The following is a 17,475-nucleotide window of genomic DNA, read 5'->3' as shown; positions in this document are numbered from 1 at the left end:
TCCAAAAATGACCTGTCTGCGAGATGCTGCCCCGGGTTAGCGGCGCAAACCGTTATAATGATACCACCTAACAAAACGGACTACAAGAAATTTTTCCTGCACAATCTGCAACTTTTTTGAAAATTTTTCCATCATCTCTGTGTCTGGAAGCTGGAACATCAGACAGAGCTTTCGGATGAAGAGTTCATCCACTCGCTCCGGCCCTTCGTGCAGCGCGTTCTGGGGCTGTAACGGGCTGCCCCGTGAGATGAAATCGATATTCTTGCAGCACGCAAGCTCCAGCTTTCGGGTAGAATAAATGCCGCACATATAGCCGTACACCAATAGCTTGACCATGATCCGGGGTTCTGCTGCCGATTTTCTTCCTTTCGAAGAATACGCCTGATACCATTTCCTGTAATCCAGTTCCTCAAGCTGGGCGGTGGCTACATATACCGGTTCATGTTCATCTATTAAAATATTTTCGCTTATTGGAAGGGTCAGCTGTTGATATATGCCGCCCTTTCCTGTATACTGTTTTTGTTGTATCTGGTTCATGACAGTCTCAGCTTACAACAAAAAATGAGATAGGCAACCCCTTTCGGGGAAGTCCATCTCATTTTTTTGTTGGGACTATTTTGCAACAGCCCCTTTTCGATTCGTTATCAGAATTTGATCAGCGGCGTACCAGCTGACACACTGCCCTCTGCAAGCATTTTCAGCTCGCCCAGCTCATCGCTGTTGGTCACGATGACCGCCGTCGTGGCGGGATAGCCTGCGGCTTTGATGGCCCTCAGATCGATGGTCAGCAGCGGCGTACCGGCCTTGACGGCCTCGCCCTCCTTGACCAGACCTTTGAACCCTTTGCCCTGCATCTCAACCGTGTCCATGCCAACATGGATCAGGAGTTCGATCCCGTCGTCGCTGGTCAGGCCTACCGCATGCAGCGTCGAAGGCACCTGGCTTACAACACCATCGAACGGCGCGTAGACCGTTTTTTCGGAAGGTTCGATCCCGCATCCCGGGCCGAGGATCCCCTGCGCAAACGTTTCGTCGGGGATGTCGGCCTGCGCCAGCACTTTGCCGCTGATCGGAGCCAGGATCGTCCTGTTCTGGATGATGAACTCTACTTTTGCTTCCTGCTGCTCAGCTTTTCTGCCGAACAGCTTGTTGAAAAATCCCATGTTGATACGCCTTCTTTCCAATCATTATTGATCCGGGCAGGTGCAGAAATATCTCGCACAGCCTGCGTTTTCTTCAAGCGCCTGCTGATATATCAAAATACCATTCCTGCCACGAAAAAATCAATCTTCCTTCTTCATTTCCTTTTTCTGTTTCAGGTCAGGTCGCCGCCGTTGGTCGCAATCACCTTTTTATACCAGTAGAAGCTATCCTTCCGGTGGCGGCTCATATCGCCTGTACCATCATTATTCTTATCCACATAAATAAGGCCATACCGTTTTTTCATCTCTCCGGTAGACGAACTCACCAGATCGGTGCAGCCCCATAAGGTATAGCCCATCAGGTCCACGCCTTCCTCGACCGCCTGTGCCATCGCTTCAATGTGCGCCCGCATATAATCGATGCGGTGGGGGTCGTGGATGGTGCCGTCAACTTCCAGCTTATCCTCTGCGCCCAGGCCGTTCTCCACAATGAACAGCGGCTTCTGGTAGCGGTCATACAGCTCGTTCAGATACCAGTGCAGGCCGTCCGGGTCGATGGTCCAGCCCCACTGGCTGGTTTTTCGATAGGGGTTCTCGGTGCCGCGCATCACGTTGCCCACCACCGTGGGGACATTGGGGTCGTTCGTAACAGTGGTGCTGGAATAATAGCTGAGAGACACAAAGTCCACCGTGCCGTTTTTCAGCGCCTCGGCGTCCGGTTCTTTTTCCTCCCCGGTGGGGAACAGCCGCGCCCATTTGATGCTCATGCGGAACACTTTGAAGCCCATCTCGCCGTAGAGGGCAATGTCCTCTTTATAGCGGTGATAAAAATCCACGGCTTCGTGGCTGGGGTATAGTAACCGGGCAGGATGCCGTCCGTCAGATAGCGGAGCGTCGTGCGGCTGCCACCGCTCATCACATCCGGCACGGACAGGCCGCAGCTGCCGACGCCGCCCTCATACTGATGGGCAGCCGTTGCACCGCCCCAAAGAAAATTTTTCGAAAACACATTCTTCATGATCTCGTTCTCCGTTCTTTTTAGGCTTCAGAGGGTTCTTCTGCTTCCTGCTGGGCGCAGCGCTCCTGCCAGAGCACCAGCGCTGCCACAGCCAGCGGCGCAAAAGCCCAGCAAACTCCGGCTGCGCCGTGGATATTCACGGCGGCACAGCCAAGACTGCCGCCCAGAAGATAGTTTGCGATCGTCAGCGTATAGATGCGTGCACCTGTCAGGTCCTGCACATCCCTGTAGAAGAAATATCTCAGCCAGCGGGTGACGCAGTTTTTCAGATTTTCGGTCAGGAACAACGTCGCGCTGGGGTACTGGCCCACATGGTTGAAGCTGCCCCACTGGAAGCTGGTAGCAAAAAAGAGCGGGTAGACCCTGAAAAAAGCGAATACTTCTTCCGGCAGCCTGGCCGAAAGCATCAGCGCCGCCGCGTCCACCACGATGCACAGCTCCCGCATGGGCAGCGTACAGAATTCATGCAGCAGCCACGCGGCTGCGATGCCGCTGCTGAAGATCAGAAACGCGCCGATGCGCGCTGCCGCGCTGAATCCGTTCCCATCCGAGACATCGATGAGCAGGTCCATCAGGTTTCCGGTCTGGGCTGAGCCGTAGCTTCCATGAGCGCAGATCGCGTAAAGCCCCATAAATCCACCCATAAAAGTCATCAGATAATGCAGTATTTCTTCCCTGTATTTTTGCAGCGTCTCCATCGTCCGTTTTTGTCTGTCCTTTTGTTGCATTTTTTCTGTAATATGTCGAATGGCACATGGTTTCGTCTTGAGTTTTGCTGTTTTTCTGATACAATAAAAATGTATCAATTACCATATTTTTTCATATTCGACTTTGCTTTCCATTAAAACGAGGTGCTTTGCATGAACGCCATCGGCCGTAAACAACATATCATCCAGAAGCTTCAAAAAGAAAACTATGTTGACACAAATGAGCTTGCCGCTGAACTTGCCGTGTCAGCCATGACGATCCGGCGCGACTTGAACGCTCTGGCCAAAAGCGGCCTGATCACCGTGCAGCATGGCGGTGCCACCTTGAACAGCGGCTCCCTGTTCGAGTTCAACATGGCGATGAAGAATGAGAACCAGATGACCGAAAAGATGCGCATCGCCAAAAAATGCCTGGAATATGTTCACGGTGGTGACTCTGTTTACCTGGACGCCGGCACTACTGTCAGCTGCCTGGCCCCTCTGCTGAAAGGCAAAGAGAATGTTCTCATCATGACCCATTCCTTGCTGGCAATGGATCAGCTCTCCGACACAAACCTGCACGTCATCATGTGTCCCGGCGAGTACCGGAGCGATTCTCTGGCCTTTATTGGTAGCCTGACAGACGAATTCATCTCCCAGTTCCAGATCGACACCCTGTTTTTGGGTGTCGAGGGTATCGACCTAAACGGCGGCTTCTCTGTCCCCCACATTGCCGACGGCACCACCAAGCGCACGTTAGTCAAAAAGGCGCGACAGGTCATCTGCATGGCCGACAGTTCCAAGTTCGATTCTGCCTACTACTTCAGCATCGCCCCCCTGCAGGATGCCGACCTCATCGTTACCGATTCCGGCATCTCCCCCGCCGTGCTGGAACGCTATACCAGCGCAGGCATCCGCATCGTGGTAGCCTGAGCCTTCCCGGCTCGCGTACCGTTCCCGGCGGAGCAGGTGCCAGACCTGTTCAGACCGTCGGCTCCCAGGTCAGGGCACCGCTGTGATCCAGCAGATAGGGGCGAAGATAGGCGACGGTGGAGCACATGGGGAGGACATCTTCGGGGATCTCAATGCCCAGTACATCCTTCAGATAGGCGCGGCGCTCCTGCATCCGCTCCCACATGGCGGGGTACTGGCTGTGGAGCTCTTCCCTCAGAGCCGCATCGGCCAGAGCCACCGTGCTCTCCGCGCTGGTCCCGCCATAGCCCGGGACCGAGGGGATAATATCGATCTGCAGCATCATGCCGCTTTGCAGCAGTTCCTTCGAGTCCTTTCGCACCGGCGAGCAGAGCCATTCTTCCTCTGCCGTCAGATGGCCCGGACACAGACCCCAGCCGTATTTCTCGCGGGGGAGCACCTGCTCCACCAGCTCATACAGAGCGCCGCCTTCCATGCCGACGTGCAGCTGTTCCAGCCAGCGGGCATAAGCGTTGAAGTAAGGCGCGGCCACCCGTTCCAGATAATCCTGCTGGCCGTCGGGCATCTCCGACGCATTGTGTACGGCAAAGCCTGCCCGGCTGGACAGGCCGCCGCGGTAACCCACCGTCAGGGAGATGGAGTCGCCCACCTTTACGACATTGTCGGTGGGATACATATTGCCTTTCAAAAAGCGCGGGCCGCTGGCTGCAATGGTCACCACGCTGTTGTGCTGGCCATAGCGGTTGAGCTTGTCGCCCAGTACCATCTCCGGCACACCCTCGTCCAGCGCATCCATCGCGTCCAGGATGCAGTCCGAGGCCAGCGCAGCCGCGAACTCGTAATGCGCGATCTCGTTGGCGTTGTTCGTCACGCGGGCGCCATTCTCGCCGATGAACAGCCCGCCTGCCGGGGTCAGGTATTCGGCACCCACCACATCCCGCAGGGCGTCCATGATAAAGGCCGGCAGATCATACATCTGCCCCACATCCTCATAGGGGCTGGTGAACAGCTTCCACCCGGCCACACCGGTGCGTCTGCCCGCTTCCAGACCAGCTGCCGCAAGCTGCTCCCGCAGCGTTTTGGGCGTTTCACAGGGCTGGTTGGGTAGCGAGAACACGGGGACGTGTACGGCAGCAGCCTGCACACGCGCCTTTCCGGCCTTGTTCAGGTTTTCGTTGCCCAGCACAAGGCTCATCGTCCCGTCGGCCCGGATCACCAACAGTCCCTCTTCAAACCGAGTGTAGTAGCCCACCAGATATTCAAAGTTTCCGCCGTGCTCCACATCACTGTAGACCACCAGCCGCTCCAGACCCTCCGCACGCATCCGGGAAAGGATCTTCTGCCTACGCTCTTCCAGCGTCTCGTCGGTCAGCGCAACCGGGATAAGCGAACAGTCCTTCCGAGGCTCCGGCACCGGTTTCAGCTTTACCACATAATTTTTCATAGCTATTTTTCCTTTTTTCTGGTTTTCATTTCCAAAACAGGTTCATTTCAAATATAGGTCATTCCTATCACTTTGTCAACGAACCCAGTTCGCAAACAGCACGATCACCATCGGCATAAACGTCACGGCGTAGATGGCCCGCAGTACCTGAATCAGCGCGATCTTTGTCAGGTCGGCGTTCAAATCGGCCGCAATCAGCGACATATCCGTAGCGCCGCCGGGGGCAGAGGCCAGCATGGCAGACTTCAGATCCAGCATCCCCTTCTTTTTGCATATCGTGCTGTAGATCAGGTTAACCAGCCAGTAGTTGGCCATCAGGATCAGCAGAGCAATCACCGTACCACCGTTCAGCAGAGCCAGCGCCGAGGGATGGATGCTGCAGCCCACTACCGCGCCCGCCAGCAGCTGCGCCACCGTTTTTATGGTCAGCGGCACATAGCAGGCCGAGGTAGTGATATTCAGCAGCACGATCACAACGATCGCAAATACCATAACACCTGCCGGCACACCGCTGGCATATCCCGCAAATCCGGCTGCCAGACAAACGATCATCGTGAACGCCAGCTTCCGGTTCCGGCCATAGATGAGCCTGTCCAGCCAGGTCTCGCCCATTTCCAGCGTGCCGGTAACAAGGCGCACATCCTCTTCGGCATCGCCTTCGTTTCGGGTGAAGAACCGGATCCAGTACGGGAAGAACAGCAGTACGCCCACCAGGCGCAGCGTCTGCATCAGCGCCACGATGGGGGTATCGCCGCCAAGATCGATGCTCAGCATGGAGATGTCAGTCACACCGCCGGCCACAGAGCCGAGCAGCGCCGTGACATAGTCAATGCCCGCAATCTTATGCACCACGACGCCCGTGACGAATGTGTTGGCCGTGAGCATGAGCACCAGCAGGAAGAAAGGCTTGAGCAGATACTTTGCGTTCCGCACATCCTTTTTGGTGATCTGCATCCCGATGAATCCGCCCGAGATCGCCTGCGCAGAGATTCGCACCCATGTGGGCAGGTAGGCGTAATCCCAGATGATGTTGGTCAATCCCACCGCCAGCATACTGCCGATCATGGCAGGCGCAGGCAGGTGGAATTTTTTTGCCGTCTGGAAGCCGATCCACGCCACGGCAAGGGTAAGACAGATCTTCAGCATCAGATATTATCCAGAGGCCAGATGGGGCGCTGCACCGTCTTGTAGGTAAGACGTTCCGTACGCTGCATGGTGGTGCCGTCCGTCAGCGACATCACATAGCTCTTGGCCTGTCCTTTCAGTTCGGGATAGAGGTAGCCCTGTTTGACGACAAAGAAGTTATACCGCGTCATATCCACATTGGCGCAGTCGTACTGATACTTCTCGGCAAAGGAGACCGGGAAATTCTCCACGATGATGGTGATCGGGCGGTCGTCCAGCTTGATGGTGCAACAGCTACCCACCACGGCCTCGTTGTGGTAGTGGTGATGCAGGTCGCCGAAGGAGAGGATCGCACCGGACAGCGCCACTTTGGCCGACAGCTCCGTTTTGGCCGTACCAAGTTCGAACTCTATATGCTCGCCCATCTTTTTTGTAGAAAGCACATTGTCCAGCAGGGGCTTGTCGTTGATGCCTGCCACGATGATGTTCTTATCCTTATAGTCTTTCAGAGCCAGCAGCTGGCGCAGGACATAGGTATTCATGCCCTGTGCGCCGGCGGTCACGTTATCGCCGGAGTCGGTCAGGAACACCGGGCCGCCCTCTACCTTCATCATGGCCTCCAGGGCCTCGTCCGGGTCGGCGGCATAACCGGTAAAGTGGAACTCGCGGTGGCGCGCCCAGACAAAATCGTAGATCTCCTGGGCCTTCTGCTCGGCGTACTCCTTATCCTCGGGGCGGTTCGGCGTGACCATAACGGCAGCGCCGCACTTTGCGCTGTCGTGGCGCAGGTAGCCGATATGGTAAGAGCAGGTCAGGATGCGGGGGTCGGCCTCGATCTCGTTCAGCAGCTTATTGATAGACACCAGCGGCTCGTCCGTGGAGACACAGCGCTCGCCGCCCAGCAGGATCGGCACCTTTTTGTAGATGGGGTGGATCTCGCGGCGGTCCTTCAGCAGGTCCACCAGCGCGCGGAACACCACCTGATGAGCATCTTTGCGGTCGGTATGGGGGCTGTGGCGGAAGGTGCGGATGATATTACAGTTATCGGCCTGCTCCTGCGAAAGGTTTCCGTGGGTGTCCATAACCATTGCCAGCGGCATATAAGGCCCGGTGATCTTGCGGATCTCCCGCACCAGAGCATGGTCGCCGGAGTCGCCCTCCAGATCGATGACCGAAGAAGCACCGTGGAAGAAGAAGAACATACCGTCGATGTCGTGCAGATGCTCCTTGACTGCGTTCTTGAACTGTGTAAGGATGTACTCAAAGGCTGCGCCGTCCACACGGCCGCCGCCTCCGCCGTAGGCCATCAGGCTGGGGACCAGCTCCACGCCGCACTCGGCTGCCGGCTCACGGACGTACAGGATATCCGCCACTGCATCGCCGCGGGTGATGGAGAAGTCTTCCAGCATCATGGGCTTATCCACATAAGCATTGCACTCGGCCACAAAGCCGCCAATCAAAATTCTCATATCGTGTTCCTTTCCCGGCAGAAGAGCCGTTGGATCTTTTCAAATGTTGTCGATGGGGAACATGGGGCGCATGATCTTTTTAAAGGGGATAATCCGGGTATCCTGCGGCGTTGCGCCGTTTGTCAGGGACATCACGCAGAACTTTCCGGCTTCTTTCAGCTCCGGGAAGATGTAGCCCTGCTTGACGGCCACCACGTCGTAGTCGTCCACCGAGACGCTCACACCGCGGAACTGGTGCAGCTCCACCATTGTCTGCTTGGAGTTTGCCACCACGATGTCGATGGGCGCCCCCTGCACCGAGACTACGATGGCCTCGCCGTAGCTGCCGTTTTTGCGGAACATGAAGCCGTCCAGCTTGCCTCTGCACTTGATCTTCACGTTCAGAAAAACACTGCGGCTCATCTCGTCCCGCTCGACGCCCAGCCGGAGTTCCGTCTCTGCGCCGTTCTCCAGAGCCGAAAGCTTGTAGCAGGCATCATCGTCATGGATGTCGGCAAAGAGGAACTTTTTGTTCAGTTTTTCTACCGCCAGGACCTGCCGCAGGATGTAGGTGTTCCAGCCCTGCGCTCCACTGGTGACGTTATCGCCCGAGTCGGTGATGAATGCCGGCTTGCCCTCAAACGCCAGCGCCATTTCCAGCGCTTTGTCCGGGGCAGCGGTCAGGCCGGTATAATGAAACTCATGGCGCTTGTCCCACACATAGGCCGCCACCTTGTCGGCGATCTCCTGCGCATACTCCTGATCTGCCGCCGTCTGGGGTACGGCCACGATGCCGCAGCCCGCCACAGGGGTATCGTGGCGATATAATCGACGTGCCAGCTGGCGCTGCGGATACGGGGATCTTTTTCCAACTCATCCATGTACTGGTTGATACTCTTCACCGGCTCGTCCGTCGAGACGCTCTGCTCACCGCCCAGGATCAGGGGCAGCTTGCGGTACACCGCATGGATGTTCTCCCAGGCCTTCACCAGCTCACAGAGCATGGAGGCCACCTTGCACATAGTATCCAGACTGTCGGTATGAGGCGACTCACGGTAGCTGCGGATGATCTGGGTGCTCTCCACATACTCCCTGCACAGGTTGCCGTGGGGGTCGCAGCAGACCGCGATGGGCAGATGCGGCCCGACGATCTGGCGAATCGCCGCCAGGATATGGCGCTCGCCGGAGCCGATCTCCTCTACCTCGCTGGCACCGTGGAGATGGAGATAGATGCCGTCCAGCTCGGCCTGATGTTCCCGCACTGCGCGGAGGAAGCAGGCCTCGATATAATCGAACGTCTCCTTTTGGATGACACCAGAGGCACCGGCTGTCGCATAGATCGAGGGGATCACTTCGATGCCGGCATCGGCAAAAATGTCCTCCACCTGCATCTTGTAGATGCAGTCCTCACCAACTGTGATCACATAATTGGTGATGTCGTTTTTCAGAGGCACATTTGGGACTCTGTCGTAAAATAACCAACAAGAACTTTCATTCTCTGATCTCCTTGTTCAGATCTCGTCGATGGGGTACATCGGGCGCTGGATGCGCTTGAACTGCAGCTTTTTGGTGTTCTGGGGTGTCGCGCCGCCCGTGAGAGACATCACATAGAAGGCTGCGGCTTCTTTCAGCTCCGGGAAGATATAGCCCTGTTTGACCACCGTGATGTCGTAGTCGTTCCAGTCCACATGGGCGCGGTCGTAAATGATCTTGGCCGAGAAGGTCTTCTCGCTGTCTGCCACCACGATGTCGATGCCCGTTTCCTTTACATGAGCGGTAACGCAGTGGCCGAACACTTTCATGATCGTGGAGCCGGTCGTTCCGGAGCGGACGATCTCTCCCTTGCTCTTCACGGTCACATCCAGTTCCACCGGTGCGCTCAGCTCGTCGTGGCCGACGCCCAGCGTGATATGCCGCTCCTCGCCGATCTCCGCTTCCATAAGGCCCCGGCAGCACTGCGGGTCGCAGATGGATGCGAAGAGAAAGGTCTTATCCGTATCCTTCAGCGCCAGCACCTGCCGCAGGATGTAGGTGTTCCAACCGGTGGCGCCGCTGGTGACGTTGTCGCCGGAATCGGTGATGAAGACGGGACCCTTCTCCTGGGCCATCGCCATCTCCAGCGCCTTGTCCGGTTCGGCGGTCAGGCCGGTATAGTGGAACTCATGGCGCTTGTCCCACACATAGGCTGCCAGCGCGTCGGCAGCCTGCTCTGCGTACTCCTGATCGGCGGCAGTGGCTGGAGTCACCACGATGCCGCAGCCCGCCACAGGGGTATCGTGGCGGATATAGCCGACGTGCCAGCTGGCGCTGCAGATGCGGGGGTCCTTTTCCATCTCGTCCATGTACTGGTTGATACTCTTCACCGGCTCGTCTGCCGAGACGCTTTGCTCGCCGCCCAGGATCAGGGGCAGCTTGCGATATACAGCGTGGATGTTTTCACGTTTTTTCAACGCTTCGCAGAGCATCCCAGCCACGATCCGCCGGGTCTGGATGCTGTCGGTATGGGGCGACTCACGATAGCTGCGCACCACCTGTGCACTCTCCACATATTCCTTGCACAGGTTGCCGTGAGGGTCGCAAGCAACGTAGATCGGCACATAGGGGCCGACCCGCTTGCGGACCTCTGCCAGGATATGGTGCTCGCCGGAGCCGAGGCCTTCCACCTCGCTGGCACCATGCAGCATCATATAAATACCGTCGATCTCGTTCAGGTGCTCTTCCACCGTCCGGATAAAGCAGGCCTCGATGTAGTCAAAGGTGTGACGCTTGATGACGCCGGAGGCTCCGGACACCGCGTAGACTGCGGGGATCACCTCGATGCCCGCCTGTGCAAAAATATCGCCGACGTGCATCTTGCGCACACATTCCTCGCCAAATGCGATGTCATAGGCCGTGATCTCATTTTTGCGGGGAATATTTTCGTTGGACTCCGTGATAAACTCGCCGATCAACACTTTCATCTTCATTTACCTCATAATAAACAGTAGTCCCTGCCCGAACCTCTCCAGAGCAGGGACTACCCGTTTAATTTACTTTACATTTTTCTTGGCGTCTCTGCTCAGGAAGAAGCGGGTTGCGATAAAGGAGGTTACAATGGTAGCGGCTGCAACGATGACTGCGATGATCACATGATGCATACCGCCGTTCTCGTCGATGTACATGATGAAGGTCATCAGGCCGGGGCAGCCGATCTGGACGAACTTCTTCAGCCCAGTGATACCGGCGATCAGGCCGCCGACCACAGCGCCGCAGGCAGTACCCTTCAGAGCAGCGGGGGTGGAGATCAGTGCGCCGTAGAATGCAGGCTCGGTAACGCCGCACAGAGCGGTCAGGCCGAAGGAGCCGTACAGGCCCTTCTTTGCGGCATTGTCGGAACCCTTGAGAGAAGTTGCGATGCCAAGGGTGGCAGCACCGACTGCCAGATTGGAGATAAAGCCCATGTTGCCGAAGATGACGTCATAGCCCTGGTCTGCGATGAAGGCGATGGACATGGGGCCGATGCCCTTGTCGATGCCGAACATGACCATGTAGGGATACAGAGCGGCCAGCAGGGGCTGCAGCAGGAATCCGATCGTGTTGGAGAGGAACATACACACAGCGGCGACACCATTGCTCAGCTCAGTACCCAGAGGTCCAAGGACGATCAGTTCCACAGGGACCACAATGATCATGGTGACCAGCGGGGTCATGAAGAAGGTGATGACTTCCGGCATGATCTTCTTGACGAACTTGTACACGAAGTACATGAAGAAGACGCCCAGCATCACGGGGAAGACGGTGGAGCCGTAGGAGACCTGCGGCACGGGGATGCCGAGGAAGCTCAGGCCTTCAACATTGTTGATACGGTCACAGACCAGAACAGCGCCTAAGAAGCCGCCGTAGATCTCAGGCATTTTCAGCTGCTTGCACATGAAGATGCCGACCCAGATGGGGAAGTAGGTGAAGCCTGCCTGGAACAGTGCCATGCAGATGTTCACCGTGCCGGTGCTGGTATCCAGACCGAAGTAGTTGATGCCGACGCGGGCGATTGCCAGGATCATGCCGCCCACGATCATGGCCGGGACGATCGGCATAAAGACGGGAGCCATGAAGCCCGCGATCTTATCCATGACCCACTTTGCATTATGGGGCTGGTTTGCGTTGGAATCCTCGATCTCCACGCCTGCGTTCATGCCCTCTTTCCAGCCGGAGACGGCCAGGAACTCATTGTAGGCATCGTTGACCTTGGGTCCAATGATGATCTGATATTGACGACCCTTCTCCACAAGGCCTGCCTGCTCGGGAGCTTTCTTCAAAGCCTCCACATCCACCAGGCTAGGCTTTGCCACTTCGATGCGCAGACGTGTTGCACAATGCGTGACGTTGGTGATGTTGCCCACACCACCGATATTGTCCAGAATATATTTGGACATTTCGTCAAATTTACCCATGGGTTTACCTCCTGCAAAGTTTTCAAGCAGAACGTCTCATTCCACTCGTTTCCGAAAGAATTTTACGGGACGGCTTCTTTGTGCTCCTCCACCTCGCTTCCAATTTGTTCATTTTTGTTCTCGTTCTGTTCTCTTTTGTTGTATTATATTCCAAGTTCTTCGCTTTGTCAACAATTTGTTCACGTTTTTATAGTCAGTTTGTTCATTTTCGTCGCATTGTATGTTTTTATTCGTTCGTTTTGTCAGTTCTGGCAATTATCCGGACACAAGGTCACATTTTGGGGCCTTATTTTCCGCTTCGATTTTTCCATTTTTTCACAAAATCATCTGTGCTGTGCGCTTTTCGCTGCCGCACCTTTTCAGAAACGGATCAGCCAGAATGTCACAAAAGACAACATTGCAGAAACAAACACACACGCATTGGTAAAGCCCATGTCGCCGTGGTATTTCTGGCAGTAGATCGTAGCGGTGTTCACAACAGGCGCTGCATTGATGAGCACCGCCGCCGCACACTGCACTCCCTGCACCCCCAGCAAACGGCAGGCCGCCAGCGTGATATAAGGAGAAGCCAGTAGCCGGAACAGGCTGACGCCAAACACCTGGCCGGAAAAAATCTGGGACAGAGATACCGTGCGGAAGGTATCCAACAGCGTGGAACCCACGAGGATCATTGCCATCGGACTCATGCAGGCTGCCAGGCTGCTGCACATCCCCATGACGGGTACCGCCACCGGAACTTTCAGAAGGTTGAGGAGAAAGCCCAGTGCCATGCTGATGTTCAGGGGGTTGCGCACAAAGTTTTTCAGCCCTTGTTTTACCCCGTTGCCGTGGCTAGATGTATCAAAATAGTACTGGCCCGAAATATTGGAGAGGATGCGGGTGGACACCATGAACATATTAGCGTAGAACACGCCCGTGGGTCCGTACATCGACTCCACCAGCGGGATGCCCACCATCGAGCCATTCGAGATGAGCATACAATACTCCGTGATCCTCCGCCGGGCCAGCGGCACGGAGGCCGGGATGAGCCGGGCGCAGAGCATCACTACGGCCATCACCAGCGCACCTGCGGGTACCAGCCACCCGCAGGTGGAAAGCTCCTCTAGCGACATGGACTGGTAAAACGAGACAAAGATATTCATCGGCATCAGGACGTTCATCAACAGATCCGAGAGGAACTGGTCTGCCTCCGCATTTGTGAGCTGCAGCTTTTTCAGCAACATTCCCAGGCCGAACAACAGCAGGATCTTACACTCCGCCTGCAGCAATACAATGCCGTCCATCCCGATCACACGTCCTTATGTTCCGCGATGAAATCCCTGTACCAGTAATAGCTCTTTTTGGGGATGCGGCGCAGCAGGCCGTCCTCATAGTCTACCCGCACAAGGCCATACCGTTTTTTGTAGCCGTTGATCCACGAATACAGATCCATCGTAGACCAGCAGTAATAGCCCTTCACGTTCACGCCGTCCTCCTTGGCCTTGAGGATCCAGCCGATGTAATCGTTGAGGAACGCGATCCGGTCGTCGTCCTCCACATAGCCGTTTTCGTCCGGCACATCGTAGCAGCCGTGGCCGTTTTCGGTGACGTAGATGGGGATATTGCCGTACCGCTCCTTGCGCAGCATCAGGGTATTGTAGGCGCATTTGGGGTAGATCTCGCGTCCCCATTTGTTCAGCCTGGTATCGGTATCGCGATCCGACTCGAACCAGCCTGCAATGGCGCGCGTCTCCCGGGCTGTCTTGCCGGTGCCGTCGTTGTTGCCCGCATTGTTCACGGTAAAGGCGGTGATGCCGGATTCGTTGGGCTTGACGATCAGGCGGCTGTAGATATTCTGGCCCAGGAAATCCACCGTATTGTTTTTGATGATCTCGAGGTCTTCGTCCTTCATAAAGGAGAGGTCGATCCCTCTTGCCTTGACTGCTTCCAGCAGCTCCGGCTCAAAATATCCCTTGATGGCCGGGTCAAGAATGCCAAAATTGCAGAAGTAATCGCAATACTTCACAGCCTCTCGGTATTCCGGCGTATCCTGCAGGGACGTGGCGGGGCCGCAGCCCTGCACGATGCCGATCTGGCTGTTCTTGAAGCCCATCTCCCGGAACTCCCGGATGGCTTTGGCATTACAGACATCCATATTGTACAGACAGTGGGCATAGCTCTGCAGGTCGTTCTTGTGGTTCGGGGGATAGTTGCCCACGCAGTAATCACAGTAGGCGTTGTGATTCGGCTCGTTGATGGTAACATAGAGCGGGATGCGCTCCCCATAGTGCTGGAACACCACGGCTGCATAGTACGCAAACTCGTCGGCGATGCCCTCGTAGCACCATCCGCCTTTCTGGCCGATATACTCCGGCAGGTCGTAGTGTACCAGCGTCACATTGGGTACGATACCGTACTTCTCGCACTCATCCAGCACCCGGTCATAGAATGCAAGGCCCGCTTCATTGACAACGCGGTCTTCCTTCGGGACGATGCGCGGCCAGCTGATCGAAAAGCGGAAGGTATTCTGGCCGCTTTCCGCCATCATCCGGATGTCCTCGGCATAGTGATGGTAAAAATCACAGGAAACGTCGCCCGTGATGCCGGTGGTGTTGGCCGGCGAGTGGCAGAATGTATCCCAGACGCTGGGGCCTTTGCCGTCCTCGTTCCATCCACCCTCGCACTGATAGGCCGCCGTAGCGGAACCCCACAGAAATTTTTCACTCATCGTTCTGTCTCCTTATTCCTCGGTGTGATCCTTGATGTACTGCTTATACCAGTAATAGCTCTTCTTGGGGATGCGCTTCAGTCCGTTCTCATAGTCCACATAGATCAGGCCGTAGCGCTTATCATAGCCGTTGATCCAGGAATAGCAGTCGGTCGTAGACCATGCATAATAGCCCTTGACATTGCAGCCTTCGTTCTGGGCCTTGATGAGCCACTCCAGATAGGACTGGATAAACTCGATGCGCTCGTCGTCGTTGACGCAGCCGTTCTCGTCCGGGTGTTCATACAGCGCGTGTCCATTCTCCGTGATATACACCGGAATGTCACCGTAATCCTTCTTGATGCCCATGAGCATATCGTACACGGTCTTCGGGTAGATCTCGCGGCTCCACGCATTCTTCGGGGTGTTGGGGTCCACGTCGGTCTGGAACCAGCCCTTGACAACATAGCCTTCGGTGCTCTTCTGGCCTGCGCCCACATTGTTGGGGTAGTAGTTGGTCTCACCGGATTCGTAGGGCTTTACCAGAGCGCGTGTATAGCAGTTCTGGCCCAGGAAGTCCACCGTATTGTTCTTGATGATCTCAAGGTCTTCGTCCTTGACGAAGGAGAGGTCGATGCCACTTTCCAGTAGCAGAGGCTTGAGGTCTGCAGGGAAATGCCCCAGAATCGCAGGGTCGGTGACCCACTTATTCTTGAACAAGTCGCCCCGGCGCTGGGCGATGCGGTATTCCGGCGTATCCTTCAGGATCTGGACCGTGTTCGTGGTATGCACGATGCCGATCTGGCTGTTTTTGAAGCCCATCTTCCGGAACTCCCGGATCGCCTTGGCGTTTGCCACCATGAAGTTATAGGACACCTGCACCAGTGCCTGCACATCGTGCTTGTTGGGAGGATAGTTACCGGTCAGGTAGGAACAGCAGCCATTATGGGTCGCCTCATTGATCGTGACATAGAAGGAAATCTCCTCGCCGAACTGCTCGAAGCAGACCTTTGCATACTTGGCGAATTCATCCGAGAAGATCGGATTCTGAAATCCGCCAATGTCCTCCAGCCATGCCGGAATGTCGTAATGGAGCAGTGTCACGTTGGGTACGATACCGCTCTCTTTGCAGGTCTTGAGCACATCCTTATAAAAGGCGACTCCTTCCATATTCACCGGGCCGTCCCGGGTGGGCAGAATGCGGGTCCAGGCAATGGAAAAGCGCAGGGTGTTGTGTCCACCCTCTTTCAGCAGCCGAATGTCCTCCTTGTAGCGGTGGTAAAAATCTGCCGCCACATCGCCGGTAAATCCCTTGGTGTTTTTGGGGCCGTGACAGAACTGATCCCAGTTGCTCTCTCCTTTTCCACCCTCGTTCCAGCCGCCCTCACATTGGTATGCTGCGCTGGCCGTACCCCACAAAAAACTTTTGTTCACTTTTCCGTTCATATTTTTCCTCCAATCTGTTTCATTTTGAGCTTTTTGCTCTTTGTTGTTTCTATTATAGAAAAAACCGCGCATTGTTCAACACAATGCACGGTTTTTGAATCGTTTTTGCAAAATTACTGGTCATCTATGCCATATTTTGATTTTTCCATTTCGTTCTTCCATTTCGCAACTTTTTCCTCCGCATCGGCAACGTCCGCCGCATGGAGCCGCTCATAAGCGCTCAGCTTTTTCCGGACATTTTCCTTGTAATGCCGTTTGAAGTAGAACGCATAGAGCGAATCCAGAAGATACATCAGCGACGTCCGGGTAGAAAAGGCCGAAATCTTCTGATAATGGTCTTCGTTGGATGAGAGATACAGCAGATGATCTGCATAGCCGCACAGCGGAGTCTTATCGGTGGATGTGATAAGCGCAATGGGCGAGTGCTGCTGCCTGAGCAGCCGACAGATCTGGCCCACCGTAGAGCTGCGCCCCCCAAAGGAGATGACGATGGAAAAATGCTTCGGGTTCGAATTGGCCGCCGCCAGTTTCTGCATATAAGCCTCGTGCGGCACCTCCACCGGCACATTGATCTCCTGCATCTGAAACCGGAAATTATCTGCCATGCAGAAATTACCCGCCGATGTGTAGATATCAATGCGCTCTGCACGTTCCATCGCTTCTGCCACCTGTGCCATCGCGTAGGGATCTGCCAGTTCCAGCGTGTCCGAGATCGTGTACTCGTAAACCTCTTTCAAATGGAGCAGTATTTCGTCCGGTGTTGCCTCTGCCTCAATAGGAAAATTGATGTCCTGCACCGCGCTTTCCGATTTCTGATGCACCACCGTCCAAAGAGCCACCTTAAAGTCGCTGTATCCTTTCAGATCCAGCTTCTTCAGCAGCCGGTAGACCGTAGATGTAGAAAGATACAGATCTCCGGCCAGCTGCTGCGGCGTTTTGGACAGACACTCCATCGGGTGATTCCGGATGTAATCACACAAACTTTTTTCATTGCTGGTCAGATGTTCCAACTGGTTGATCTGGGTCAGAAGATTCACGGCAGATCCCTCCTCCTGATTTTTGTCGCAGCCCAGGAAAAAGTGCATCTCAACACAGCATATTTTAGTATGCAGGCCGA

At 55.5% G+C, this 17,475-nt stretch carries 13 protein-coding genes and 2 pseudogenes; 1 reads left to right on the top strand and 14 read right to left on the bottom strand.

From position 1 onward, the window contains the following. Positions 1–36: 36 nt before the first annotated feature. The 4 genes and pseudogenes from AAAU26_RS13655 to AAAU26_RS13640 all read right to left on the bottom strand — a co-directional run bounded on the left by AAAU26_RS13655 (position 37) and on the right by AAAU26_RS13640 (position 2,813). A complete protein-coding gene (locus AAAU26_RS13655; RefSeq protein WP_227618883.1) occupies positions 37–537 on the bottom strand; it encodes a transposase in 501 nt (166 codons plus the stop codon). A 107-nt stretch (positions 538–644) separates the two neighbouring features. Continuing rightward, the gene (locus AAAU26_RS13650) at positions 645–1,163 is read right to left on the bottom strand and encodes a PTS sugar transporter subunit IIA (RefSeq protein ID WP_227618882.1); all 519 of its coding nucleotides are present in this window, start codon (positions 1,161–1,163) and stop codon (positions 645–647) included. Between the two features lie 152 nt (positions 1,164–1,315). After that, a pseudogene (locus AAAU26_RS13645) lies at positions 1,316–2,160 on the bottom strand (family 1 glycosylhydrolase). Between the two features lie 20 nt (positions 2,161–2,180). Continuing rightward, positions 2,181–2,813 (bottom strand): YoaK family protein, encoded by a 633-nt coding sequence (locus AAAU26_RS13640; protein ID WP_227618926.1) that lies wholly within the window; start codon positions 2,811–2,813, stop codon positions 2,181–2,183. Positions 2,814–3,020: 207 nt separating this feature from the next. Between AAAU26_RS13640 and AAAU26_RS13635 the strand changes: the two genes are divergently transcribed. Then, positions 3,021–3,779: a DeoR/GlpR family DNA-binding transcription regulator gene (locus tag AAAU26_RS13635; RefSeq protein WP_227618881.1), complete on the top strand. Its 759-nt coding sequence runs from the start codon at positions 3,021–3,023 to the stop codon at positions 3,777–3,779. Positions 3,780–3,828: 49 nt separating this feature from the next. On the opposite strand, the gene AAAU26_RS13630 is transcribed toward AAAU26_RS13635, so the two are convergent. From AAAU26_RS13630 to AAAU26_RS13580, 10 genes and pseudogenes are all read right to left on the bottom strand, one after another. Further along, positions 3,829–5,223: a M24 family metallopeptidase gene (locus AAAU26_RS13630; RefSeq protein ID WP_227618880.1), complete on the bottom strand. Its 1,395-nt coding sequence runs from the start codon at positions 5,221–5,223 to the stop codon at positions 3,829–3,831. 75 nt (positions 5,224–5,298) lie between these two features. Then, on the bottom strand, positions 5,299–6,369 hold the full coding sequence (locus AAAU26_RS13625; protein WP_227618879.1) for an AbrB family transcriptional regulator: 1,071 nt from the start codon (positions 6,367–6,369) through the stop codon (positions 5,299–5,301). Further along, entirely contained in the window at positions 6,369–7,817 is a 1,449-nt protein-coding gene (locus AAAU26_RS13620; protein ID WP_227618878.1) for a M81 family metallopeptidase, read from the bottom strand. The genes AAAU26_RS13625 and AAAU26_RS13620 overlap by 1 nt, the downstream gene beginning before the upstream one ends. A gap of 39 nt (positions 7,818–7,856) precedes the next feature. After that, a pseudogene (locus AAAU26_RS14565) lies at positions 7,857–9,291 on the bottom strand (M81 family metallopeptidase). Positions 9,292–9,307: 16 nt separating this feature from the next. Further along, a complete protein-coding gene (locus AAAU26_RS13605) occupies positions 9,308–10,756 on the bottom strand; it encodes a M81 family metallopeptidase (RefSeq protein ID WP_227618877.1) in 1,449 nt (482 codons plus the stop codon). 69 nt (positions 10,757–10,825) lie between these two features. Continuing rightward, positions 10,826–12,226 (bottom strand): PTS transporter subunit EIIC, encoded by a 1,401-nt coding sequence (locus AAAU26_RS13600; RefSeq protein ID WP_227618876.1) that lies wholly within the window; start codon positions 12,224–12,226, stop codon positions 10,826–10,828. A gap of 359 nt (positions 12,227–12,585) precedes the next feature. Continuing rightward, complete coding sequence (locus AAAU26_RS13595; RefSeq protein WP_227618875.1) at positions 12,586–13,509, bottom strand: AEC family transporter; 924 nt, start codon at positions 13,507–13,509, stop codon at positions 12,586–12,588. Positions 13,510–13,514: 5 nt separating this feature from the next. Next, positions 13,515–14,933 (bottom strand): glycoside hydrolase family 1 protein, encoded by a 1,419-nt coding sequence (locus AAAU26_RS13590; protein WP_227618874.1) that lies wholly within the window; start codon positions 14,931–14,933, stop codon positions 13,515–13,517. A 12-nt stretch (positions 14,934–14,945) separates the two neighbouring features. Beyond that, on the bottom strand, positions 14,946–16,358 hold the full coding sequence (locus tag AAAU26_RS13585; RefSeq protein WP_227618873.1) for a glycoside hydrolase family 1 protein: 1,413 nt from the start codon (positions 16,356–16,358) through the stop codon (positions 14,946–14,948). Positions 16,359–16,471: 113 nt separating this feature from the next. After that, positions 16,472–17,395: a MurR/RpiR family transcriptional regulator gene (locus AAAU26_RS13580; RefSeq protein ID WP_227618872.1), complete on the bottom strand. Its 924-nt coding sequence runs from the start codon at positions 17,393–17,395 to the stop codon at positions 16,472–16,474. Positions 17,396–17,475 lie beyond the last annotated feature (80 nt).

The organism is Faecalibacterium longum (assembly GCF_040094125.1).
Taxonomy (GTDB): domain Bacteria; phylum Bacillota; class Clostridia; order Oscillospirales; family Ruminococcaceae; genus Faecalibacterium; species Faecalibacterium longum.
The sequence above is the reverse complement of the archived record's forward strand: the minus strand, read 5'-3'. Positions and strand labels throughout refer to the sequence as shown.

Coding starts and splice junctions, on each gene's coding strand:
- AAAU26_RS13595 (WP_227618875.1), bottom strand. CDS start 13,509: ATGGACGGCATTGTATTGCTGCAGGCGGAGTGTAAGATCCTGCTGTTG.
- AAAU26_RS13655 (WP_227618883.1), bottom strand. CDS start 537: ATGAACCAGATACAACAAAAACAGTATACAGGAAAGGGCGGCATATAT.
- AAAU26_RS13590 (WP_227618874.1), bottom strand. CDS start 14,933: ATGAGTGAAAAATTTCTGTGGGGTTCCGCTACGGCGGCCTATCAGTGC.
- AAAU26_RS13585 (WP_227618873.1), bottom strand. CDS start 16,358: ATGAACGGAAAAGTGAACAAAAGTTTTTTGTGGGGTACGGCCAGCGCA.
- AAAU26_RS13640 (WP_227618926.1), bottom strand. CDS start 2,813: ATGACTTTTATGGGTGGATTTATGGGGCTTTACGCGATCTGCGCTCAT.
- AAAU26_RS13605 (WP_227618877.1), bottom strand. CDS start 10,756: ATGAAAGTGTTGATCGGCGAGTTTATCACGGAGTCCAACGAAAATATT.
- AAAU26_RS13625 (WP_227618879.1), bottom strand. CDS start 6,369: ATGCTGAAGATCTGTCTTACCCTTGCCGTGGCGTGGATCGGCTTCCAG.
- AAAU26_RS13650 (WP_227618882.1), bottom strand. CDS start 1,163: ATGGGATTTTTCAACAAGCTGTTCGGCAGAAAAGCTGAGCAGCAGGAA.
- AAAU26_RS13635 (WP_227618881.1), top strand. CDS start 3,021: ATGAACGCCATCGGCCGTAAACAACATATCATCCAGAAGCTTCAAAAA.
- AAAU26_RS13630 (WP_227618880.1), bottom strand. CDS start 5,223: ATGAAAAATTATGTGGTAAAGCTGAAACCGGTGCCGGAGCCTCGGAAG.
- AAAU26_RS13620 (WP_227618878.1), bottom strand. CDS start 7,817: ATGAGAATTTTGATTGGCGGCTTTGTGGCCGAGTGCAATGCTTATGTG.
- AAAU26_RS13600 (WP_227618876.1), bottom strand. CDS start 12,226: ATGGGTAAATTTGACGAAATGTCCAAATATATTCTGGACAATATCGGT.